18 protein-coding genes are annotated in these 19954 nt (G+C 66.9%); 6 read left to right on the forward strand and 12 right to left on the reverse strand.

Annotated elements, in window-relative coordinates; translation table 11 throughout:
- Positions 1-28: 28 nt before the first annotated feature.
- The 7 genes from G6N61_RS25895 to G6N61_RS25925 all read right to left on the reverse strand — a co-directional run bounded on the left by G6N61_RS25895 (position 29) and on the right by G6N61_RS25925 (position 9091).
- Positions 29-709, reverse strand: coding sequence for a response regulator (locus G6N61_RS25895; protein ID WP_163923072.1), 681 nt, complete (start codon positions 707-709; stop codon positions 29-31).
- On the reverse strand, positions 706-3228 hold the full coding sequence (locus tag G6N61_RS25900) for a DUF4118 domain-containing protein (protein ID WP_163923076.1): 2523 nt from the start codon (positions 3226-3228) through the stop codon (positions 706-708). Before G6N61_RS25900 ends, G6N61_RS25895 begins: the two co-directional genes overlap by 4 nt.
- Positions 3229-3254: 26 nt before the next feature.
- A complete protein-coding gene (locus G6N61_RS25905; RefSeq protein ID WP_163923079.1) occupies positions 3255-4121 on the reverse strand; it encodes a potassium-transporting ATPase subunit C in 867 nt (288 codons plus the stop codon).
- A gap of 1 nt (position 4122) precedes the next feature.
- Positions 4123-6180, reverse strand: coding sequence for a potassium-transporting ATPase subunit KdpB (gene kdpB, locus G6N61_RS25910; protein ID WP_235887683.1), 2058 nt, complete (start codon positions 6178-6180; stop codon positions 4123-4125).
- 128 nt (positions 6181-6308) lie between these two features.
- Positions 6309-7979, reverse strand: coding sequence for a potassium-transporting ATPase subunit KdpA (gene kdpA, locus G6N61_RS25915; RefSeq protein WP_163925113.1), 1671 nt, complete (start codon positions 7977-7979; stop codon positions 6309-6311).
- 18 nt (positions 7980-7997) lie between these two features.
- Positions 7998-8087: a potassium-transporting ATPase subunit F gene (locus G6N61_RS25920; RefSeq protein ID WP_163923085.1), complete on the reverse strand. Its 90-nt coding sequence runs from the start codon at positions 8085-8087 to the stop codon at positions 7998-8000.
- A gap of 194 nt (positions 8088-8281) precedes the next feature.
- Positions 8282-9091 (reverse strand): M15 family metallopeptidase, encoded by an 810-nt coding sequence (locus G6N61_RS25925; RefSeq protein ID WP_163923088.1) that lies wholly within the window; start codon positions 9089-9091, stop codon positions 8282-8284.
- A 604-nt stretch (positions 9092-9695) separates the two neighbouring features.
- On the opposite strand from G6N61_RS25925, the gene G6N61_RS25930 reads away from it, so the two are divergent.
- Positions 9696-10040 carry a heme-binding protein gene (locus G6N61_RS25930; RefSeq protein WP_163923091.1) on the forward strand — a complete coding sequence of 115 codons (345 nt, stop codon included), beginning with the start codon at positions 9696-9698 and terminating at the stop codon, positions 10038-10040.
- Between the two features lie 77 nt (positions 10041-10117).
- Positions 10118-11311, forward strand: a complete 1194-nt coding sequence (locus G6N61_RS25935; RefSeq protein ID WP_163923095.1) for a hypothetical protein — start codon at positions 10118-10120, stop codon at positions 11309-11311.
- Between the two features lies 1 nt (position 11312).
- On the opposite strand, the gene G6N61_RS25940 is transcribed toward G6N61_RS25935, so the two are convergent.
- On the reverse strand, positions 11313-12515 hold the full coding sequence (locus tag G6N61_RS25940; protein WP_235887308.1) for an FAD-dependent monooxygenase: 1203 nt from the start codon (positions 12513-12515) through the stop codon (positions 11313-11315).
- Positions 12516-12623: 108 nt separating this feature from the next.
- Between G6N61_RS25940 and G6N61_RS25945 the strand changes: the two genes are divergently transcribed.
- From G6N61_RS25945 to rsmA, 4 genes are all read left to right on the forward strand, one after another.
- Positions 12624-13094, forward strand: a complete 471-nt coding sequence (locus G6N61_RS25945) for a MarR family winged helix-turn-helix transcriptional regulator (protein ID WP_163923098.1) — start codon at positions 12624-12626, stop codon at positions 13092-13094.
- A gap of 134 nt (positions 13095-13228) precedes the next feature.
- Complete coding sequence (locus G6N61_RS25950; protein ID WP_163923101.1) at positions 13229-14260, forward strand: Gfo/Idh/MocA family oxidoreductase; 1032 nt, start codon at positions 13229-13231, stop codon at positions 14258-14260.
- A complete protein-coding gene (locus G6N61_RS25955) occupies positions 14257-15042 on the forward strand; it encodes a TIM barrel protein (protein ID WP_163923104.1) in 786 nt (261 codons plus the stop codon). Before G6N61_RS25950 ends, G6N61_RS25955 begins: the two co-directional genes overlap by 4 nt.
- Before the next feature lie 615 nt (positions 15043-15657).
- On the forward strand, positions 15658-16671 hold the full coding sequence (gene rsmA / locus G6N61_RS25960; RefSeq protein WP_163923107.1) for a 16S rRNA (adenine(1518)-N(6)/adenine(1519)-N(6))-dimethyltransferase RsmA: 1014 nt from the start codon (positions 15658-15660) through the stop codon (positions 16669-16671).
- Between the two features lie 500 nt (positions 16672-17171).
- Here rsmA and G6N61_RS25965 read toward each other — a convergent pair whose 3' ends face one another.
- The 4 genes from G6N61_RS25965 to G6N61_RS25980 all read right to left on the reverse strand — a co-directional run bounded on the left by G6N61_RS25965 (position 17172) and on the right by G6N61_RS25980 (position 19823).
- On the reverse strand, positions 17172-18218 hold the full coding sequence (locus G6N61_RS25965; protein WP_163923110.1) for a hypothetical protein: 1047 nt from the start codon (positions 18216-18218) through the stop codon (positions 17172-17174).
- A gap of 213 nt (positions 18219-18431) precedes the next feature.
- The gene (locus G6N61_RS25970; RefSeq protein WP_163923115.1) at positions 18432-18830 is read right to left on the reverse strand and encodes a DUF302 domain-containing protein; all 399 of its coding nucleotides are present in this window, start codon (positions 18828-18830) and stop codon (positions 18432-18434) included.
- A 24-nt stretch (positions 18831-18854) separates the two neighbouring features.
- Positions 18855-19124 carry a metal-sensitive transcriptional regulator gene (locus tag G6N61_RS25975; protein ID WP_163923118.1) on the reverse strand — a complete coding sequence of 90 codons (270 nt, stop codon included), beginning with the start codon at positions 19122-19124 and terminating at the stop codon, positions 18855-18857.
- Between the two features lie 114 nt (positions 19125-19238).
- The gene (locus tag G6N61_RS25980; RefSeq protein WP_163923120.1) at positions 19239-19823 is read right to left on the reverse strand and encodes a rhodanese-like domain-containing protein; all 585 of its coding nucleotides are present in this window, start codon (positions 19821-19823) and stop codon (positions 19239-19241) included.
- Positions 19824-19954 lie beyond the last annotated feature (131 nt).

The following is a 19954-nucleotide window of genomic DNA, read 5'->3' on the forward strand; positions in this document are numbered from 1 at the left end:
GCGGTGAGCGCAGGAAATACTCCACGAATCACGCTTGAAAGCGGTAGCCCATCCCGGCTTCGGTCAGCAGGTGCTTGGGGTGCGACGGGTCGTCCTCGAGTTTGCGCCGCAGTTGCGCGAGATACACGCGGAGGTAATGGGTTTCCTTCGCGTACGCGGGTCCCCACACCTCTTTGAGCAGCTCGTCGCGGCCGACCAGTTTGCCGCGGTGCCGCACCAGCATCTCCAGCATGCCCCACTCGGTGGGCGTGAGGTGTACGTCGACCCCGCCGCGGGTGACCTTCTTCGCCGCGAGATCCACTGTGAAGGAGGCTGTTTCGACCACCGGCTGATCGGTGTCGACCGACGTCGCCCCGCGCCGGACGGCCGCACGCAGCCGCGCCAGGAACTCGTCCATCCCGAAGGGCTTCGTCACGTAGTCGTCGGCGCCGGCGTCGAGAGCCTCGACCTTGTCCGACGAATCGGTGCGCGCCGACAGCACGATCACCGGTGCGGTGAGCCACCCGCGCAAACCCTCGAGCACCTCGATGCCCGACATGTCCGGCAGGCCGAGGTCGAGCACCACCACGTCGGGCTTGTGTTCGGCGGCCACCGTCAGCGCCTCGACACCGGTTGCCGCCGTGTGCACCTCGTAGCCGCGGACCGACAGGTTGATGCGCAGCGCGCGCAGGATCTGCGGCTCGTCGTCGATGACCAGGACCCGCGTCATCGATGGTCCTCCGCCGCGGCCAGGTCGAGCACCACGGTGAGTCCGCCGCCCGGTGTGTCGTTGGCCGAGATGCTGCCGCCCATCGCCTCGACGAAACCCCGTGCGACGGAGAGCCCCAGCCCGACACCGGTCGTGTTGTCGGTGTCGCCCAGGCGCTGGAACGGCGCGAACAGCGAGTCCTCCGCGCCGCGTGCGACACCGGGTCCCTCGTCGACGACGTTGATCAGCACCCGGTCGCCGACCCGCCCCGCGTTCACCCGCACCAACCCGTCGGGGGCATAGCGCAATGCGTTGTCGATGACGTTGACCAGCACGCGTTCCAGCAGGCCGCCGTCGGCCAGCACGGCGGCGTCGCCGACGTCGACCTTGATCCGGTCCATGCCCGTCGAACCGCGGGGCATCGCCACGATCGCCCGGTGCACGACCTCGTCGAGGAAGACCTCGCGCAGTTCGGGGCGCACGACGCCCGCTGCGAGTCGCGAGGAGTCGAGGAGGTTGCCCACCAGCGCCGTCAGCTGATCCACCGACTCCTCGACCGTGGCGAGCAGTTCGGCGGTGTCCTCGGGCGAGAAGCCGACATCCTCGGCGCGCAGGCTCGACACCGCAGCCTTGGCCGCGGCCAACGGGGTGCGCAGATCGTGGCTGACGGCCGACAGCAGGGAGCGGCGCAACTCGTCGGCCCGCGCGATGGCCTCCGCCCGCCCGGCCTCCGCAGTCAGTTCGCGCTGGCGCACCAGCCCCGCCGCCTGCCTGGCGACCGCACCGAGCACGCGGCGGTCACGGGCAGGCAGGCTCTTGCCCGCCAACAACATCCAGAACTCGTCGTCACCGACTTCGATCGCGGTGTCGGCGGTGTCGACGTCGACGCAGGGCTGGTCACCGACGCACGCGATCACGCCTGCGGGTTCGCGCACCAGGCTGACGGCGCGTTGGGAGTAGGTTTCGCGGACTCGCTCGAGTAGCGCCGACAGGTCGGCGCCACGCAGCACCGAACCCGCGAACAATGCCAGCAATTCGGCTTCCCGCGAGGCGCGGCGGGCCTCCCGCGCCCGGCTCGCCGCACCGTCGACGAGTGCGGCGACCGCCACCGCGACGGCCAGCAGTACGACGATGGTGATCGCGCTGTCGGGTGCGGAGATCGTGAACGTGTAGCGGGGTTCGACGAGGAAGTAGTTGAGCAGCAGACCGGAGAACACCGCCGACAACGCCGCGGGTGCGACGCCGCCGAGCAGCGCCACGACCAGTACGCCGACGAAGAACAACGCGCTCTCGCCGCCGATGCCGAGGAAGCGATCGAGCAGCAGCACGGTCACCGCGCAGATCGCCGACGGCACCGCGACCGCGGCCAGCCAGGACGCCAGACGACGTTGCCCTGCGGTGACGCTCGACCCGGTCCAGCCGGGGTTGGCCTCGCCGTGCGTGACCATGTGGACGTCGATCTTGCCCGACTCGCGCACGACCGCCGAGCCGATGCCCTCGTCCAGGATGCGGGCCCACCGTGACCGGCGGGAGATGCCCAGCACGAGCTGAGTCGCGTTGCGCTCGCGGGCGAAGTCGAGCAGCGCCGTCGCCACGTCGTCGCCCACCACGGTGTGCACCGTCGCTCCCAGGCTCGTCGCGACGTCGCGCACCCGGCCCATCTGAGGGGCAGATACGCCGGACAGGCCGTCGCCCCGCACGACGTGCACCACCATCAGCTCGGCGCTCGACTTCGACGCGATGCGAAAGGCGCGCCGCACCAACGTCTCCGACTCCGGCCCACCGGTCACTGCGACGACGACGCGCTCGCGGGCCTCCCACGTGTCGGTGATGTGGTTGTCGGCGCGGTACTTGGCCAGTGCGGCGTCGACCTGGTCGGCCAGCCACAGCAGGGCGAGCTCGCGCAGGGCGGTGAGGTTGCCGCGCCGGAAGTAGTTGCTCAGTGCGGCGTCGATGCGCTCGGGGGCGTAGACGTTGCCGTGAGAGAGTCTGCGCTGCAACGCCTCAGGCGCGATGTCGACCAGCTCGACCTGATCGGCGCGACGGACCACCTCGTCGGGGACGGTCTCCTGCTGCGCGATTCCGGTGATCTGGGCGACGACGTCGTTCAGGCTCTCCAGGTGCTGCACGTTCACCGTGGAGACGACGGTGATGCCCGCGTCGAGCAGTTCGTCGACGTCCTGCCAGCGCTTGGCGTTTCGGCTGCCGGGGGTGTTGGTGTGCGCGAGTTCGTCGACGAGCACGACCTGCGGATTGCGGCGGAGCACGGCGTCGACGTCCAACTCGGCGAACTCCGAGCCGCGGTAGGCGACGACGCGCGGCGGGACGACCTCGATGCCGTCGAGCAGTTCCGCTGTCTTGCGGCGGCCGTGGGTCTCCACGACCGCCGCGACCACGTCGGTCCCGCGTTCCAGCCTGCGGTGCGCCTCGCCGAGCATCGCGTAGGTCTTGCCCACGCCCGGCGCCGCGCCCAGGTAGACGCGCAGCTCACCTCGCCTTCCCGGGTTCGGCGATGCGCTGCTCACCTGCCCATCATCCACCCGCGCGGAATGGGGCGATCCGCAAGCTACTCACCCAAGCCGTCCAGGGCCAGGTTCACTTCCAGCACGTTGACCCCCGGCTCACCCATGAACCCCAGGACACGGCCATCGGTGTGCTCGGCGACCACGGCACGCACCAGGCCGGGGTCGATGCCGCGGGCGCGGGCCACCCGGTCCACCTGCAGAGCCGCGTAGGCGGGCGAGATGTGCGGGTCGAGGCCGCTGCCGCTCGCGGTGACGGCGTCGGCGGGCACCGCGGGGTCGGCGGGTGCCGCACCTGCGATCGGCGCCAGCTGGCCGATCGCGTAGTCCTCGCCGGGCTTGGCGCACTCGACGCGCACACCCTGGTAGGAGTCGAGGAACGGGGTACGCGTGGTGTCGCACGGTTCGTTGATGCTGACCACGCGGGTGGGTCGGGCCACCCGTCCGGACGCATCGCGCGGCCCGATGACCGACAGCACGGCACCCACGCCGTCACCGGTGCAGTACGGCCGGGCACCGTCGACCCCGTTGGCAATCCCGACATCCCGACTCCGGGTGCAGACCAGCGTCAGCAGGCTGGGCTTGTCGGGGGCGTCGACGATGCTCTCCGGCCCGAGGTTGCTCGCGCTGGTGGCCATCGGGTCGTACCCGCCGCCCGCCGCCGACGGTCGGCTCTGGAAGTACTGCGGCAACGCAGCACCGTTCGCGTCGGTGAACTGCTGCCCGATCAGGCTGCTGCCGACCGGTTTTCCGTCTGCGTCGATGACGGAGCCCTGCGCCTTGCCGTCGAGTCCGGGCAGCAGCGCGATGAGCCAGATGGCCGCGGGGTAGGCAGCGCCGAGGATGACGGTGAACACCAGCAGCGCGCGCAGTGCTGCCCAGTGCTGACGTAGGAGGTTGGTCAGTGACATGTCAGGACATCCCGGGGAAGAGTTGGATCAGCAGGTCGATGAGCTTGATGCCGACGAACGGCGCGACGATGCCGCCCAGCCCGTACACCAAGAGGTTGCGGCTCAACAGCTTCGACGCGCTGCTCGGCGTGTAACGCACCCCGCGCAGCGACAGCGGGATCAGCGCGATGATGACGAGCGCGTTGAGAACGACTGCAGACAGGATCGCCGATTGTGGGCTGTGCAGCCGCATCACGTTCAGCACGTCGAGGCCAGGGAACAGCGTGACGAACAGCGCCGGGATGATCGCGAAGTACTTGGCGATGTCGTTGGCGATCGAGAACGTGGTCAGCGCCCCGCGGGTGATCAGGAGCTGCTTGCCGATCTCGACGATCTCGATGAGCTTCGTCGGGTCGGAGTCGAGGTCGACCATGTTGCCGGCCTCCTTGGCGGCCGACGTGCCGGTGTTCATCGCGACGCCGACGTCGGCCTGCGCGAGTGCCGGGGCGTCGTTGGTGCCGTCGCCCGTCATCGCGACGAGCTTGCCGCCCTCCTGCTCCCGCTTGATCAGTGCCAGCTTGTCCTCGGGCGTTGCCTCGGCGAGGAAGTCGTCGACGCCCGCCTCGTCGGCGATGGCCTTGGCGGTCAGCGGATTGTCGCCGGTGATCATCACGGTGCGGATGCCCATGCTGCGCATCTCGTCGAACCGCTCCCGCATTCCCTGCTTGACGACGTCCTTGAGGTGGATGACGCCCAGCGCGCGGGCGCGGCCGTCGCGCACCTCGCCCACCACCAGCGGGGTGCCACCCGAACCGGACACCCGGTCGACGACGGTGCCGAGTTCCTCGGGCACCGTGCCGCCCTGGCTGCGCACCCACTCGGCGACCGATGCGGCGGCACCCTTGCGCAGGCTGTGACCACCGACGTCGACGCCCGACATCCGGGTGGCGGCGGTGAACTCGACCCATTGCGCGTCGTCGAGTTCGCCTGTGGTGCGCGCACGTAACCCATACTCCGCCTTGGCGAACACCACGATCGAGCGGCCCTCGGGGGTCTCGTCGGCGAGGCTGGACAGTTGTGCGGCGTCGGCGAACTCCTCGGGTGTGACGCCGTCGAGCGGGATGAAGTCGGATGCCTGCCGGTTGCCCAGGGTGATGGTGCCGGTCTTGTCGAGCAGCAACACGTTGACGTCGCCGGCCGCCTCGACCGCGCGGCCGGACATGGCGAGGACGTTGCGTTGCACGAGCCGGTCCATGCCCGCGATGCCGATCGCGCTGAGCAGTGCGCCGATGGTGGTGGGGATCAGGCAGACGAGCAGGGCGACCATCACGATGCCGCTGATGCCGTCGCCGGTGAGCGCCAGGCTGTCCGGAACGCCGGGGTTGTTGGCCTTTGAGTAGATGGCGAGCGGCTGCAGCGTCGCGACGGCGAACACGAAGATCAGCGTCAACGCGGCGAGCAGGATGTTCAGCGCGATCTCGTTGGGCGTCTTCTGCCGGTTGGCGCCCTCGACGAGGGCGATCATGCGGTCGATGAAGCTCTCGCCCGGTTTCTGGGTGATCTTGACGACGATGCGGTCGCTCAGGACGGTGGTGCCGCCGGTGACGGCGGACCGGTCGCCGCCGGACTCGCGGATCACCGGGGCGGATTCGCCGGTGATGGCCGATTCGTCGACCGACGCAATGCCTTCGAGGACGTCGCCGTCACCGGGTATGACCTCGCCGGCTTCGACGACGACGACGTCACCCTGGGCCAGTAGGGGAGCGGCGACCTCCTCGACCGTGCCCGGGGTGGTCGGCGACCACCCGGTGAGGCGACGGGCCATGGTGTCGGCCTTGGTCTTGCGCAGCGAGTCGGCCTGGGCCTTGCCGCGTCCCTCGGCGACGGCTTCGGCCAGGTTGGCGAAGACGACCGTCAGCCAGAGCCAGAACACGACGAACCAGCCGAACCACGTCGGGTCGATGGCGGCGAGCACGGTGCTCCAGACGGCACCCACCTCGACGATGAACATGACGGGATTGCGCCACAGCGTGCGCGGGTCGCACTTGCGCAGCGCGTCGGGCAGCGACTTCCACAGCATGCGGGGGTCGAGGAGACCGCCCTGGACGCGCTGGGTGGACGACGGCGTGACTCCGGCGTCACGTTCGACGTTCGGGGGGACGCCGGCGTCACGGTCGACGACGGAGGACGAGTGGGACGTGGTCATGGTCAGTGGATTCCTTCGGCGAGGGGTCCGAGCGCGAGCATGGGGAGGAAGGTGAGTGCGACGAGGATGAGCGTCACCCCGGTCACCATCCCGACGAACTGCGGTCGGTGGGTGGGCAGCGTCCCGACGGAGGCGGGTGTGGTGCGTTGTGCCGCCAGTGATCCGGCCAGGGCAAGGACGAGGATGATCGGCAGGAAGCGACCGAACAGCATGGCCAACCCGAGCGCGGTGTCGTACCAGACGGTGTTGACCGAGATGCCCGCGAACGCCGAGCCGTTGTTGTTCGCCGCCGACGTGAAGGCGTACAGCACCTCCGACAGGCCGTGCGGACCCGTGTTGAGCATGCTCGCCCGCTGGCCGGGCATCGCCATCGCGACGGCGGTGCCGGTCAGCACGATCAGCGGGGTGACGAGGAAGTAGGCTGCCGCCAGCTTGATCTCGCGCGGGGTGATCTTCTTGCCGAGGTACTCGGGCGTGCGCCCGACCATCAGCCCGGCGACGAACACGGTGATGACCGCGAGGATCAACATGCCCGCCAGGCCGGAACCGACACCGCCAGGGGCGATCTCACCGAGCTGCATGTTGAACATCGTCATCAGACCGCCGAGGCTGGTGTACGAGTCGTGGAACGAATTCACCGCACCCGTCGACGTGAGCGTGGTGGCGCCGGCGAACACCGCGGAGTCGGCCACGCCGAAGCGCTGCTCGACACCCTCCATCGCCGCGCCGACCGCGGTGGGCACGGTACCGTGTGCCCGGATCTGGAAGAACATCGTGAGCGAGATGCTCACGGTCGCAATGAGACCCATGACCGCCACGATGGCCAGCCCCTGCTTGGTGCTGCCGACCATGCGGCCGAACGTGCGTGGCAGGCTGAATGCGATCACCGATAGCAGGAAGATCTCCACCCAGTTGGTCCACGCCGTCGGGTTCTCGAACGGATGCGCCGAGTTGACGTTGAAGAAGCCGCCGCCGTTGGTGCCGAGTTCCTTGATCGCCTCCTGGCTCGCGACGGGCCCGCCCGGGATGGTCTGTTGCCCGCCGGCCAGCGTCTCGATGACCTGGGTGTGCAGGGCGAAGTTCTGGATGACGCCGCCGGCAATCAGCACGACGGCACTGATCACCGCGAGCGGCAGCAGGATGCGGATGGTTCCGCGCACCAGGTCGACCCAGAAGTTGCCCAACTCATTGCTGCGGCGCCGGGCGAAGCCGCGGACCAGGGCGATCGCCACGGCCATGCCGACCGCGGCGGAGACGAAGTTCTGCACCGTCAGGCCGGCCATCTGCACCAGGTGGCCCTGCGTCGACTCACCCGAGTACGCCTGCCAATTGGTGTTGGTGACGAAGCTGACGGCGGTGTTCCACGCCAGCGCGGGGGTCATCTCGGTCGCCGGATCGTGCAGGTGCAGAGGCAGCTTGCCCTGGACGAGTTGGAACAGGAATAGGCCGAGCACGCTGACCGCCGAGAACGCGAGCACGCTGCGGGCGTAGGCGCCCCAACCCTGCTCGGCCCTCGGGTCGGCGCCAATGGCGCGGTAGACGATGCGTTCGACGCGAGAGTGCTCGTCCGAGGTGTAGACCCTGTGCATGTAGTTGCCCAGTGGCACGTGCACGGCCGCCAGCGCGAGGATGAGTGAGGCGAGGAACAGGATCCCCGCGGTCGCAGAAGACAGGGACGACACCGCGGACACCTAGAACCTCTCCGGGAACAGCAGGGCGGCAACCATGAACGATGCCACCAGGACGGCGAGGACGAGTCCTACGGCGTTGGCGAGGCTCATGACTCGAGAGCCCTCTGGATGACGCCGAGCACCGCGAATACCGCGATGGTCAGCACGACGAATGCGAGAACGGCCATGCGTGCAAATTACGACCGCTACGCAGGTCAGCCGGCTGCGTTGACGCTTTCTTGACGCCCGTCGGACGGTCCTTTACGCAGTCCTTGCGCCGCTGTGGTCGCCGTCACCGAGACGGGTCAGTCGGTGAGGCTGTTGCGGTTGACGGGGAAGTCGAAGTACGTCTCGGGGAACGTCTCCGGCTTGTACGTGAAGTGCCACCACTCGTTCTCGTAGTTCTCCAGCCCCTGCTTCTCCAGGCCGTCCTTGAGCAACAGCCTGTTCTTCAGCTGGTCGCCTTGGATCCGGGGATCGAGTGTGTGCGACAGGGTGTCGAAGCAGTCGTAGCCGGTGCCGGTGTCGACGCCGTTGTCGGGGAAGCGTTCGGCTCGCGGCGCGGCACAGTCGACCAGGGGCTCGCCGGGTACGTAGGCTCGCGTCTGCTCTGCGGGCAGCGCCACGATGGTGAGGTCGACGGTGCTGCCCCGGCTGTGGCCGGACTGCTCGGCGATGTAGCCGTCGCGGAACAGCGTCGACTTGTCGACACGGGGGTAGAACTCGGGCTTCATCCGCTGATCGTTCAAGTCCCTTGCCCACGCCACGAAGTCGTTGACCGCACGCTGCGGGCGATAGCAGTCGTACACCTTCAGTGTGTAGCCGTCGGCGAGGAACTCCTGCTGAGCGCGCCGCAGCGCTTCGGCGGTGTCGCGGGTCAGCAGACACAGCGGTGCCTCGTAGCCGTCCACCGGGTCGCCGGTGAAGTTGTGCGGGGTGAAGTACCGGATGTCCTGCAGGATCGTGGGGTCGATGTCTTCGAGGGCGACGAAGTCCGGTGGCGCGACGGGTTGCGGCTCCGCGTTGGCGGCGGGCACTGGTACGGCGACGGCCACGGCGAGCACTGCGCCGGAGAACCATCGGGATGCGGCGCGGGTGTTCGGGAAGCTGACCATGTCTGTCTCTATCACGGGGGGCAGATCGCCGCTCGGCGAACAAGGGAGGGTCACATCGGCGTGGGGCAGGAGCGATCGTCGTTAGTCTGCCTAATACCGCACCAAGGCAACGAGTTTCGTTGTCAACGCAATCATCCTCGGCGTAGCGATCATGAATTCGTCGGAGACGGCCCCGCGCAGGTCGATGCGGACTACCGTACGGCGTACACGGTTCGATCGTGGCTACGGATTGTCGACTTCGTCCGGCCGACCAGTCCAGGAGGAACATGTGGCGCTTTTGATTCGGCGTTGCCTCTCTGTGGGTTTCGCCGCCCTCTCACTGGTACCGATTAGCGTCGTCGTCGCACCGCCGGCACTGGCCGACTGCGTGCAGGCCGGTAATTCGACGGTATGTGGGCAGGGAACCGTTCGCGGCGGCGGACCAACACCACCCTTGGCGGGCCCCGCCTACCCGTCCTACTGTGCCGATCCCTGGTACTGCGACGACGGATGGGATCTCGACATCATTTGGGATCCGGGGCGCCCCGGTGGCGGGGGTGGAATTGGTCCGCGCCGCTGAGAACCCAATCACGTGCCGCTACTGAATCGAAGAGGAGTCCAGAACATGTTCTCTCGGAGCATGATTGCTGCCGGTGTCGTTGCTGGCGCAGTCGTCGTGGGCACCGCAGCTCCGGCTGTTGCGGACCCACCCAACTGCACGGCTGCCGACTTGGCCGGTGTGATGTCCGGGGTGTCGGCGGGAACGTCGACTTATCTGTTCACCCACCCGGACGTGAACGCGTTCTTCACTGGGCTCAAGGGAAAGCCACGGGAACAGATGCGCGCCGAGATAGAGGCGTACTTTCAGGCGAACCCACGGGTGAGTGACGAACTCCGCGGAGTCCGGCAGGCTGCTGCCGACTTTCGCGATCGGTGCAACGTACCCATGCCCGATATGCCGATGGGGTGATGGTTTCGCCTCGGTAGTCGCCGCAGCAGGTTTAGTGTGATCTTGATTCCGGTTGACTCAATGACATGGGGATGAGCATGGACACTGTAATGAGGCCGTGGTTCAACACGGGGGTGGCGTTGGTCGGCGTGGGTGCCATTGCGTTGGCACCCATCTCGCCGGTGGCGCCGCAACAAACCTTGGTGCAAGCGCGGACGGCTGCGGCGGCCGTGTCGACCGAATTCGAACTCACTGCGTTCGAGTTGCCGTACATATTGACGCTGCCGATCGTCCGACAACAGATTCGCAACTGGGCGGCGAATTGGGCTGTGTACCTTGCCGGACTGGGCAAGGCCGGCGTGGGCGCGGTGGATTCGCTGCTCGCGATCCCGGGGGTCACGGTCGAGGTGATTCAGGAAGTCCTCGCCTTGAACTTCGTCGGTGCCTTCGACACCATCACGACCGCGATCAGGGATTCGGTCGTGGCCGTCGGGCAACCGCTGTTGGATTCGCTGATTTGGCGCAACCAGAAGTTCTACGCGGTTCAGACGGCGCTCGAGGCCGCCGTGCCGAAGGCATGGATCGACCTCGCCAACGGATTCCTGGCTGCGGGCAACGTCGTGACGACGTCTCTGATCGTCGGCACGCAGAACCTGATCAGCGCGGTCCTCACGTTCAACCTCGGGAACATCATCGACGCGGCCGTGGAGGGGACCAGGAACTTCTTCGTGGCACTCGGCGAGGGAGCCGTCGCGATCGTCGACGGAATCGAAGCGGCGCAGTTCGGTATCGCGACGGCTCTCGCGACACCGCCACCGCCGTCTCCATTCGAGACCGCTGCCGTGTCCGACGTCGCGGCATTGCGCACTCTCTCCACCGACACCACCATCAGCCTGGCCGGAGGAGCGCAGGACGCAGGCAGCGACACCCTGGTGGCCGAACCGCCCGTCGAGGCGGAGCCAGTGGTCGCAGAAGACCCGGTCGTCACGCCGCCCGTTGCCGACGAACTCGAAACACCGATCGTTGCCGACGTTCCCGAGACGCCGCAGGAGCCGACCGGGGCCACCCCGTCCGACGAGGACGCCACCGGTCCAATCGATGACGACGTCGACGAGGAAGCCGAAGATGCCCCGACGAAGGACTCCGGAGTCAAGGACACCCAGCCCAAGGACACCCAGCCCAAGGGTGACGAGCCCAAGGGTGACGAGCCCAAGGACGCCGGGCCGAACAACGACACGTCGGCGAACGACGATGCGGGAGGGGCGAAGTCGGGCTCCGAAGACGCGGAGTAGGTCAATCGGTGGGGTAGTCCGGCAGCTGAACGCCGTCGACCGACACCCTGCTGAACCGCTTCCCGAACACGTTCATCACTGCCTTGCCGGCAGGGCTGGTCATCGCTCGGGCGCCGTTGTGTAGCAACCTGATACCGGTGCGCGTCTGTGGGTTGGCGCGCCGGAGTGCCTTCATCTGAATGGGTGGGGTGAAGTCGACGATCTCCGACCGCATGAAACGCTCGTAACGCGTCAGGGCGGCGTGAACGTCGTTCTCGCGGGACAACTCACCGGCGAGGACGTACGCGCCGATCAGCGCCATGCTGGTGCCCACGCCGCCGAACGTCGCATTGCAGAAGGCGGAGTCGCCGAGCAGGGCGATGCGCCCCTTGCTCCACGTCGTCGTGCTCACCTGGCCGACCGACGAGAAGTAGAGCGGCGCACCGTTGTCGAGTTCGGCGAGTATGCGCTGCGCGGCGCCGCCGACGTCGGCGAACGTCCGCTGCAGGATGGTCACCTGATCGGCGAGGGCGAGTGTCTCGAGGCCCCGCACGTCGGAGATGAACGTCAGCAGCGCCCGTGTGGTCCCTAGGTTGTCGGGGCGGGTGTGCACGGCGCGCGAGCCCGGGGCGTGCTGCCAGTTCCACCACTGATCGTCTTCCGGCCCGCGGGGGATGGTGACGTAGGCGAAGTACATGCCGAGATCGTTGACGTCGGCGGTGGTGACGTACCGGCGCGAGCGCGAGCGCAGTCCCTCGGCGATGACGACGAAGTCCGCATCGATTGCCGTTGCGTCGCTCAGGTCGACGGTCACGCGGTCGCCGTGGTCGGTGACGTCCGCGATCTCGGTATTGAAGCGATAGTCGGTGCGCGCGCGGGTGTGATCGATGAGGATGCGCGACAGCTCGCCGCGCAGGATCTCCAATTCGGCTGTGGGGCCGTCGCTCTCGCCGGGGGCGCCGAGCGGGAACGAGGCCTTCGGTACGCCGTCCTCGTCGAGGAAGCGCATCCCGATCTCGCCGGTGCCCGCCTTGCGAACGTCGTCGTCGATACCCATCCGGCGGACGACGTCGCGCGCGGCGCCGCGAATGTCGACGTTCTGGCCCTCGTCTCGACGTTCGGGAAAGCGTTCGATGACGGTGGTCCGCCAGCCTCGCTCCGCGAGTTCATGGGCGAGGGCGGGTCCGGCGATGCCGGCCCCAGAGATCACGGCATGGCGAGTCACGCGCGTCGGTGTCCTTTCGGCGAACTGGCGTGTTCGCATTCATCGTGCCGGTAGCTAGATTAACGTAATACATGTTGGTCGAGAGAACTGTGACCGGGAGGTGACGTCGTGCACGAGCGGGACGAGTCGGGCCACTGGCTGGCCGGCTTGAGCGAGCCCATGTTGTCCCTGCGAACCTTCCTCACCGCCCACGACGACATGCAGCGACGTCAGGCCAGGGCGATGGGGATCAACGCCACGGACATGCAGGCGCTTCGACTGCTCGACCTGCATGGGCCGATCGGGCCCACCGAGCTGGGCCGCCGACTGGGCTTGCGGTCGGCGTCGGTGACCGTCCTGCTGGACCGGCTGGAGGCGAGCGGTTACGTGGAGCGGGAGCGTGACGACCGTGATCGACGGAGGGTGACGGTCCGCGCGCTGCCCGATGCCCTCGAACTGCTCTTCGAGACGTGGGCGCCGGTGGTGCGTGCGCTCGACGACGTCGGCCACGGCTTGACGCCCTCGCAGCAGAAGGCGGTGTGCGGGTATCTCGATGAGTTGGCCGCGGTCCTCGGTCGAGGGGTCGGCGCGGACTCGTGACGTCGCAAGGCGTCCCTCGATGAATTTGGGCAGTCGGTCTCGACGTCTTGCCGTGATGGGCGTCCGCCTTGACCGCCCGGGGTGGCCCACGTAGCATCTTCTAGAACGTTCTAGTCCAGAGTGCGGATCCTTTCATGTCAACGAATCCCCCGGTACGCGTGGCGTTGATCGGCGCCGGCCGGATCGGCGCCAACCACGCCGAACTGATCGCGCGTCACACCCCAGGAGCCGCGCTCGTCGCGGTTGCCGACCCGACGCCCAGCGCCGAGCGGCTGGCCACGCAACTCGGGGTCGACGTCGTCGAGCTATCAGCAGAGAGGGTGGTCGCGCGCTCAGACGTGGACGCCGTCGTCATCACCACCCCGGCCCGCTCCCACGCCGATTTGGTCGTCGAGGCCGCCGCCGCAGGCAAGCACGTGTTCGTCGAGAAGCCGATGGCGGTGACCCTCACCGACGCCGACCGCGTGATCGCGGCGGCCAGGAACGCCCAGATCGTGCTGCAGGTGGGATTCAACCGGCGTTTCGCCCCAGGGTGGAAGGCGGCCCGTGCCGCCATCGACGCCGGGCGCGTGGGCACCCCCCAGCTGCTGCGCTCAGTGACCCGCGATCCCGGTCCCTTCGGCGCCGACCCGGCGCGCATTCCGCCAGGAACCATCTTCCTGGAGACCCTGATCCACGATTTCGACGCGTTGTGCTTCCTCAACCCGGGCGCCGTTCCCACCCGGGTGACCGCGATCGCAGATGCATTGATTCGCCCGGACGCCAAGGCCGCCGGCCACCTCGACACCGCAGTCGTGACCATCGAGTTCGACAACGGCGCGATCGCCGTTGCCGAAGCCAGTTTCAGCGCGCTCTACGGCTACGACGTCCGCGCCGAGGTGTTCGGCTCGCGCGGCATGGTCACCGCGGGGGATGGACGTTGCAGTGACATGACCTACTACGGACCCGACGGCATCAGCGTCGACACCGCCCGACGCGACACGGACCTACTGCACAGCGCCTACCTCGGCGAGTTCGCCGCGTTCGTCGACTCGATTCGCACCGAAACTCCGGCCGTGGTGACCGGCGCGGATGCGCGCACCGCGCTGAGCATCGCGCTGGCCGCGATCGACAGTGCCGCCTCGGGTTGCGCGGTGCAGATCACCGACGTCGCGGTGATGGCATGACCGGGGTGCGGCTGGCCGCGTGCGCGGAAATGCTGTACCTCGACCTGCCGTTCGTCGACCGCGTCAACCGCATCGCCGACCGCGGCCTGCTGGTGGAGATTTGGGATTGGTCGAGCAAGGACATCGACGCACTCGCCGCGTCGGGTGCGGAATTCTCCTCCATGACCGGCTATCTCACCGGGAACTTGACCGAGCCCGATGGCATCGAGCAGCTGCTCGCCACCGCGGCGCAGTCGCTGGAAGTCGCCGACCGTCTCGGCTGCCCACGACTGAATCTGCACGGCACCGGTCTCGACGGCCGCGGACTGCCCGTTCGGCCCGTCGAGGTGGTGACTCCGACGATGTGGCTAACTGCCGCAGCTACTTTGACACGACTCGCCGAACTCGGCGCCGCCGCGGGCCGGACGTTCGTCCTCGAGAATCTCAACGTCGCGGTCGATCACCCCGGTACCCCGTTCGCTGCCGCCTCGGACACATTGGCATTGGTCACCGCAGTCGATCACCCGAACCTCCGACTCAACTTAGACCTCTATCACGCCCAGATCGGCGAAGGGAATCTGATCGAGCTGGTCACCCGGGCGCAGCCCTACATCGGTGAGATTCAGGTCGCCGACGTCCCGGGCCGCCACGAACCGGGCACTGGCGAAATCAACTATGCCGCGGTAGCGGCTGCGCTGGCCAGGATCGGATACACCGGGGTGGTCGGGCTGGAGGCGTGGGCGTCTGCGGATTCCGATGCCGCACTCGATGCCTTCGAGGCAGCGTTCGCCGCGGCCCGCTGATCCACGCAAGGTGCCGACGTGGCGCGCGGGTCCATACCGAGTGCGGCGCGACTGTCGTCCATGAAACGAAGGGCCCTCGGCTGCGAGGGCGCGTCGACTACGTCGCTCCGCTGGTCATCGAAGAAACGCAGACCCTGCGCGGCTTCTTCGAGTACGAAAGCCACGAAAGGAAGGACGCCGCGCGAGACCACTGTCGAGTGCCCGCGTCACTATCAATGTGGACCCCAGAACGCCTGAAATGCAGGCGCGCGCAACTGTTTGCCAACGCGACTATCGAAGGGGGCGGAATCGGAAAGCCTCTTGGTAGCCATGTCGAGCGCTAGGCCGCCCGCGACGCCGTCCCGCTGCGGTGCCAAGGTATTACACCGGTGTGCGGTGACGCCCGGTGAGTCGGTATCTTCGCAGCTTGAGTCGGTAAAATCGGAGCGGTCGATACCGGCAGCGAATTCCCGGTCGAGCCCAATTCGGTCGAAAGACTGGGGATGCCACAGTCCGCTCAGGTATGCTCAGCAAACAGACTCGGCAACATGGGGGAGTACGGGTCGCGATTGCTGGGTACACACAGGCGGGTCGAGGATGGCTTGCCTGGCCTGCCGGTAGCGAAGGGGGAGTGCGTTGACCATCAGACTGCTAGGTCGCACCGAGATACGACACTTGGCGAAGGAACTGGACTTCCGGCCGCGGAAATCGCTTGGTCAGAACTTCGTCCACGATGCGAACACCGTTCGCAGGATCGCTACTGCCTCCGGGGTCAACCGGCACGATCACGTGCTCGAGGTCGGCCCGGGTCTGGGATCGCTGACCCTTGCCCTGCTCGATCGCGGCTCGCGGGTCACTGCCGTCGAGATCGATCCGGTGTTGTGCGAGCGCCTGCCCAAGACCGTTGGGGAGCATTCGCACAGCGAGGCGGGTCGGCTCAACGTGCTGCACCACGACATCCTGACGCTGACCCAGGCTGACATCGAGGCGATGCCCGATTACCGGGATCAGCCCACTGCGGTGGTGGCCAATCTGCCCTACAACGTGGCGGTTCCGGCGATCCTGCACCTGTTCGCCGAGTTTCCGACCATCCGCTCGGTGATGGTGATGGTGCAGGCCGAGGTCGCCGAGCGGCTCGCTGCGGAGCCGGGTGGCAAGGACTACGGCGTGCCGAGTGTGAAGGTTCGCTTCTACGGCGACGTCCGCCGCTACGGCATGGTGTCGCCGACGGTGTTCTGGCCGATCCCGCGCGTTCATTCGGGGCTGGTGCGCATCGACCGCTACGAGAAGCCAGCGGCCAAGACGTGGCCTACCGACGCGGAGTTCCGCGACGAGGTCTTCAAGCTCATCGACATCGCATTCGCGCAACGCCGCAAGACTTCCCGCAACGCCTTCGCCGAGTGGGCGGGCTCGGGCAACGAGTCGGCCGAGCGCCTGCTGACGGCGAGCATCAATCCGGCCCTCCGCGGCGAGATGCTCGCGATCGAAGACTTCGTGCGGCTACTGCAGCGCTCCGGATGGCAACCGACGCAACAGGATGCCAACTACCTCATTGCGCAGGCATCCGGGCCGAGACGAGAACCCACCGACCTCGCGCCGCGAGAAGCGGGACGACCGCGTGGGTCGGACCAAGCGGCAGTGACCTCTTGATCATGAATGCTCGTCTCGACCGCTAGCCGCTCCCGCTCCGTTGCGATGCGGCGAACCGCCGTTGCACGCGCTGTCGCGCTGCGCGGATGTAGTCGTCGCGCTCGGGGTTTGGGCGGGCATCGGCGAGTCGGGTCCATCATCGTGGGGTCGCATCTCGTGCAGGCGTTCGCAACCGTCGAGTCCGGCCGGAAGCTAGCGTCGAGATCGTGCTGATACTCCTGTGGCACGCGACCGCCTCGGCCTGAACTAGCGTGTTGGCTGCAATGCCCCCATAGCCCAATTGGCAGAGGCAGCGGACTTAAAATCCTCTGAACTGGGCGTTTGTTGTGTTTGACGCCGACGGTGGCGGTTGACGATATTGCCCCGACCTGCGAGTTCGGCGTTGGCGGCGTTGGTGAGCGGCGAGGTGGAATGGAACCACTGCGGTATCCACTGCGGTACCGGTTGTGGGGTGTCCAGAGTCGACGATTCGCGCCGGAGGAACTGCGGCTGAGCGCCGACTACGAGTTTGGCGGCGGCATCTTGAGGATCGGTACCGGTGTGTCGTCGTTGTCGATGTAGTCCAGTACCTCTGCGCCAGCGCGGAGGTGGGCGGCCACGTCGCCGCCTTGACTGATCCTTGTTGTGTGGTCCTCGCCGTTGTCACTTAGGTCAACGGACCAGGGCAGCGGGGGGTGCGCGTTCGGGGCGCCGGTGATGAGCGTCGGAATCGCGATCTCTATGACGTAGGCGTGGATCTGGTGGAGTTCGCGCCCGGGAGCGACCCAGGTTCCGGTGATGGGTGGTTCGACGTGCAGGGCAGCTTGGGATTCCAGAAGGACGGGCTGGCCGACGGTCGTGGTGGCGATGACGTCACCGACCGCCACCTGCCTCATGTTGTGGTCCGCCGCGACGAAAGATTCATCGCTTCGCTGAATCAACGTCCTCATGTAGGCCAACCGAATCGCCCGGTGCTTATCTTCGTTGGAATATCCCTGTAGCAGCAGGAGCGGATGGGGACTTTCAAGCTCGGCGCCGCTGAGGTAGTCCATGATTGGTGGCGTGGACGGTATGCCGTAGGTGCTGTTGTAGGGCTGTAGCGCTTCGATGCGGTCACCCAGGGCGCTCCCGGCACAGAGTTCGGGCACCCAGTTGCGCAACCTCTGCTGCCAGCTCGCGAGCTGGGCAGCGGTCTCGTAGATGGGCAGCGCCACCTTACGCGCAGCGTCGTCACGCAGCGGCTCCCCGCGGGCGGACGTGACGAGATGGAAAACGACGTTGTCGAGAACGGCTCGTAGATGGTTGACGGCCTCGCTGAACAGCATCCCGGCAGAGGGCGGTATCGGACGTATCCCAGTCACGACCGCATCGACAGTGCCCGGCGTCTCACCATGGACCGGCTCTACCGTCAAAGGTCCCCCGCACCCGGAGGACCAGCCGAAAGCCACCCGTCCGAGCTGCAGCTCCAAATCGTCGGCGCGGCCCAACCGCAACGCGACGTGCTCTAGGCCCCGAGGCAACCATGACGGTATCGGCTCGCCACCCCGCTCGTTGTCGCTCTTGCCCATGGCGACAGATCATGGCACCGCCCACCGACAACTCGGGCAGGATGCCGTGAACCGCCACACTGCCGTTCGCCCCCGCCGGATGCCGCGCCAGAAATGGCGAGACGACATGCTCTTCCAAAGTCTCACTTCAGCGACGAAAGAGCCCTCGGTAAGTGGGATTCGGCGACCCACAGATTCTCAAATCGGTGAACGACGGGGATGCGAGTGCAGCAGCTAGTTGCCCAACGCTTCGATCGCAGCCTTGAGCTTCTCGGCGACTTCTTCGGCGATTGGTTGCAGTTCGGGTTCGTCGGTGACGTCGACGAGCAGTTGCGGATTCATGGCTTCGACGAGCGTGCTCTCTGGGTCATCGGGGTCACTACGCACCACGACGTTGCAGGGCAGCAGCAGACCGATCTGACGGTTCGCCGTGATCGCACGGTGGGCCAACGGCGGATTGCATGCGCCGAGGATCAGGTAGTTCTCCATGTCCGCGTCGAGCTTGTTCTTCAGGGTCGCTTTCACGTCGATTTCGGTGAGGACACCGAATCCCTGCGCGGACAGTGCTTCTCGGGTACGGGCAACAGCGTCGTCGAATGACGTCTTCAGGGTGGTGGCCAGTGCGATGCTCATGATGACTCCTTTGTCGTGATGGGTTTAGGCCAGCGCGAGGAACAGCTTTTCCAGTTCGGCTTCGGTCATGGGTTTGTCGGCACCAGCTTGTTCACCGGTAACGCATTCCCGCAATCCGGTGGCGACGATCTTGAAACCGGCACGGTCGAGCGCACGGGACACGGCCGCCAGCTGAGTGACGACGTCTTTGCATTCGCGGCCGTTCTCGATCATCGAGATGACACCGGCGAGCTGGCCCTGGGCCCGCCGCAGCCGGTTGAGAACCGCATCGATGGCTTCTTGGTCGCCGACCATGGCATTTCCTTTCATCGCCCCTGCGCCATATTACCCGAGGGGGTATATGACGTCTCAAGTCGACTACTCGACCTCTCATGGCATTCCCGCTGGCAGGGCGTGTCTCCGCGGCGATCAGCTTCGCGCGCGTGGCGCTTCTCCGAGTTGACCGGTGATCGTCGCGGCATCGCAGGTGGCGCCGGCGCGGTTGTAGGGAAGCCGGGCCAGCAGCATTCCCATGGCGCAGGTGTTGGTCAGCGCGGCTACGGTCAGGCCGGCGCCGATCGCGAAGGCGATCCACTCCACGTGCGGAACGAATGCGCTCAGGAGAATGCTGACGGCAACGACGAGCCCGGCGACCAGGCGTACCTGCCGCTCCAGGTCCCAGCGCTGGGCGCCGCGGTTGACGGCGAATCCGTGGGCCGCCCACGCGGTAATGCCCCCCGCCAAGATGTGAACGTTCGGCAGACCGGCTTTCCGCAACGTCTGCTCAGCCTCATTGGCGCGTTGCCCGGAGCGGCAGATCAGGACAACCTGCTGATCGAGGTGGCCAGCGATGTCGTCGCGATGCTCCCGCAGTAGGTCCAGCGGCACGTTGTAGGCACCGTCGATGTGCAGGGTCTCGAACTCCGCGGGGGTGCGGACGTCGACGAGGCGCGGCGGATTGGCCGAGGCGAGCAGTTCCTGCAGCTCGGCGGCGTCGATCGTCGTGTTCGTCATGGATCAGGGACCTCCTATCGGTTGATTGAAGATACCCATGGGGGTATCGTTGCCTTCGACGCTAGCATACCCAGAGGGGTATTCGTCAGACCGGGAATTTATACCCCTGGGGGTATTGTAGGAATGTCTGG

The sequence above is a fragment of the Mycolicibacterium arabiense genome, from assembly GCF_010731815.2.
Taxonomy (GTDB): domain Bacteria; phylum Actinomycetota; class Actinomycetes; order Mycobacteriales; family Mycobacteriaceae; genus Mycobacterium; species Mycobacterium arabiense.

Coding starts and splice junctions, on each gene's coding strand:
- G6N61_RS25950 (WP_163923101.1), top strand. CDS start 13,229: ATGTCAACGAATCCCCCGGTACGCGTGGCGTTGATCGGCGCCGGCCGG.
- G6N61_RS25930 (WP_163923091.1), top strand. CDS start 9,696: ATGTTCTCTCGGAGCATGATTGCTGCCGGTGTCGTTGCTGGCGCAGTC.
- G6N61_RS25925 (WP_163923088.1), bottom strand. CDS start 9,091: ATGGTCAGCTTCCCGAACACCCGCGCCGCATCCCGATGGTTCTCCGGC.
- G6N61_RS25965 (WP_163923110.1), bottom strand. CDS start 18,218: ATGGGCAAGAGCGACAACGAGCGGGGTGGCGAGCCGATACCGTCATGG.
- G6N61_RS25905 (WP_163923079.1), bottom strand. CDS start 4,121: ATGTCACTGACCAACCTCCTACGTCAGCACTGGGCAGCACTGCGCGCG.
- G6N61_RS25955 (WP_163923104.1), top strand. CDS start 14,257: ATGACCGGGGTGCGGCTGGCCGCGTGCGCGGAAATGCTGTACCTCGAC.
- G6N61_RS25975 (WP_163923118.1), bottom strand. CDS start 19,124: ATGGTCGGCGACCAAGAAGCCATCGATGCGGTTCTCAACCGGCTGCGG.
- G6N61_RS25920 (WP_163923085.1), bottom strand. CDS start 8,087: ATGAGCCTCGCCAACGCCGTAGGACTCGTCCTCGCCGTCCTGGTGGCA.
- G6N61_RS25980 (WP_163923120.1), bottom strand. CDS start 19,823: ATGACGAACACGACGATCGACGCCGCCGAGCTGCAGGAACTGCTCGCC.
- G6N61_RS25935 (WP_163923095.1), top strand. CDS start 10,118: ATGGACACTGTAATGAGGCCGTGGTTCAACACGGGGGTGGCGTTGGTC.
- G6N61_RS25970 (WP_163923115.1), bottom strand. CDS start 18,830: ATGAGCATCGCACTGGCCACCACCCTGAAGACGTCATTCGACGACGCT.
- G6N61_RS25895 (WP_163923072.1), bottom strand. CDS start 709: ATGACGCGGGTCCTGGTCATCGACGACGAGCCGCAGATCCTGCGCGCG.
- kdpB (WP_235887683.1), bottom strand. CDS start 6,180: ATGCTGTGGAAGTCGCTGCCCGACGCGCTGCGCAAGTGCGACCCGCGC.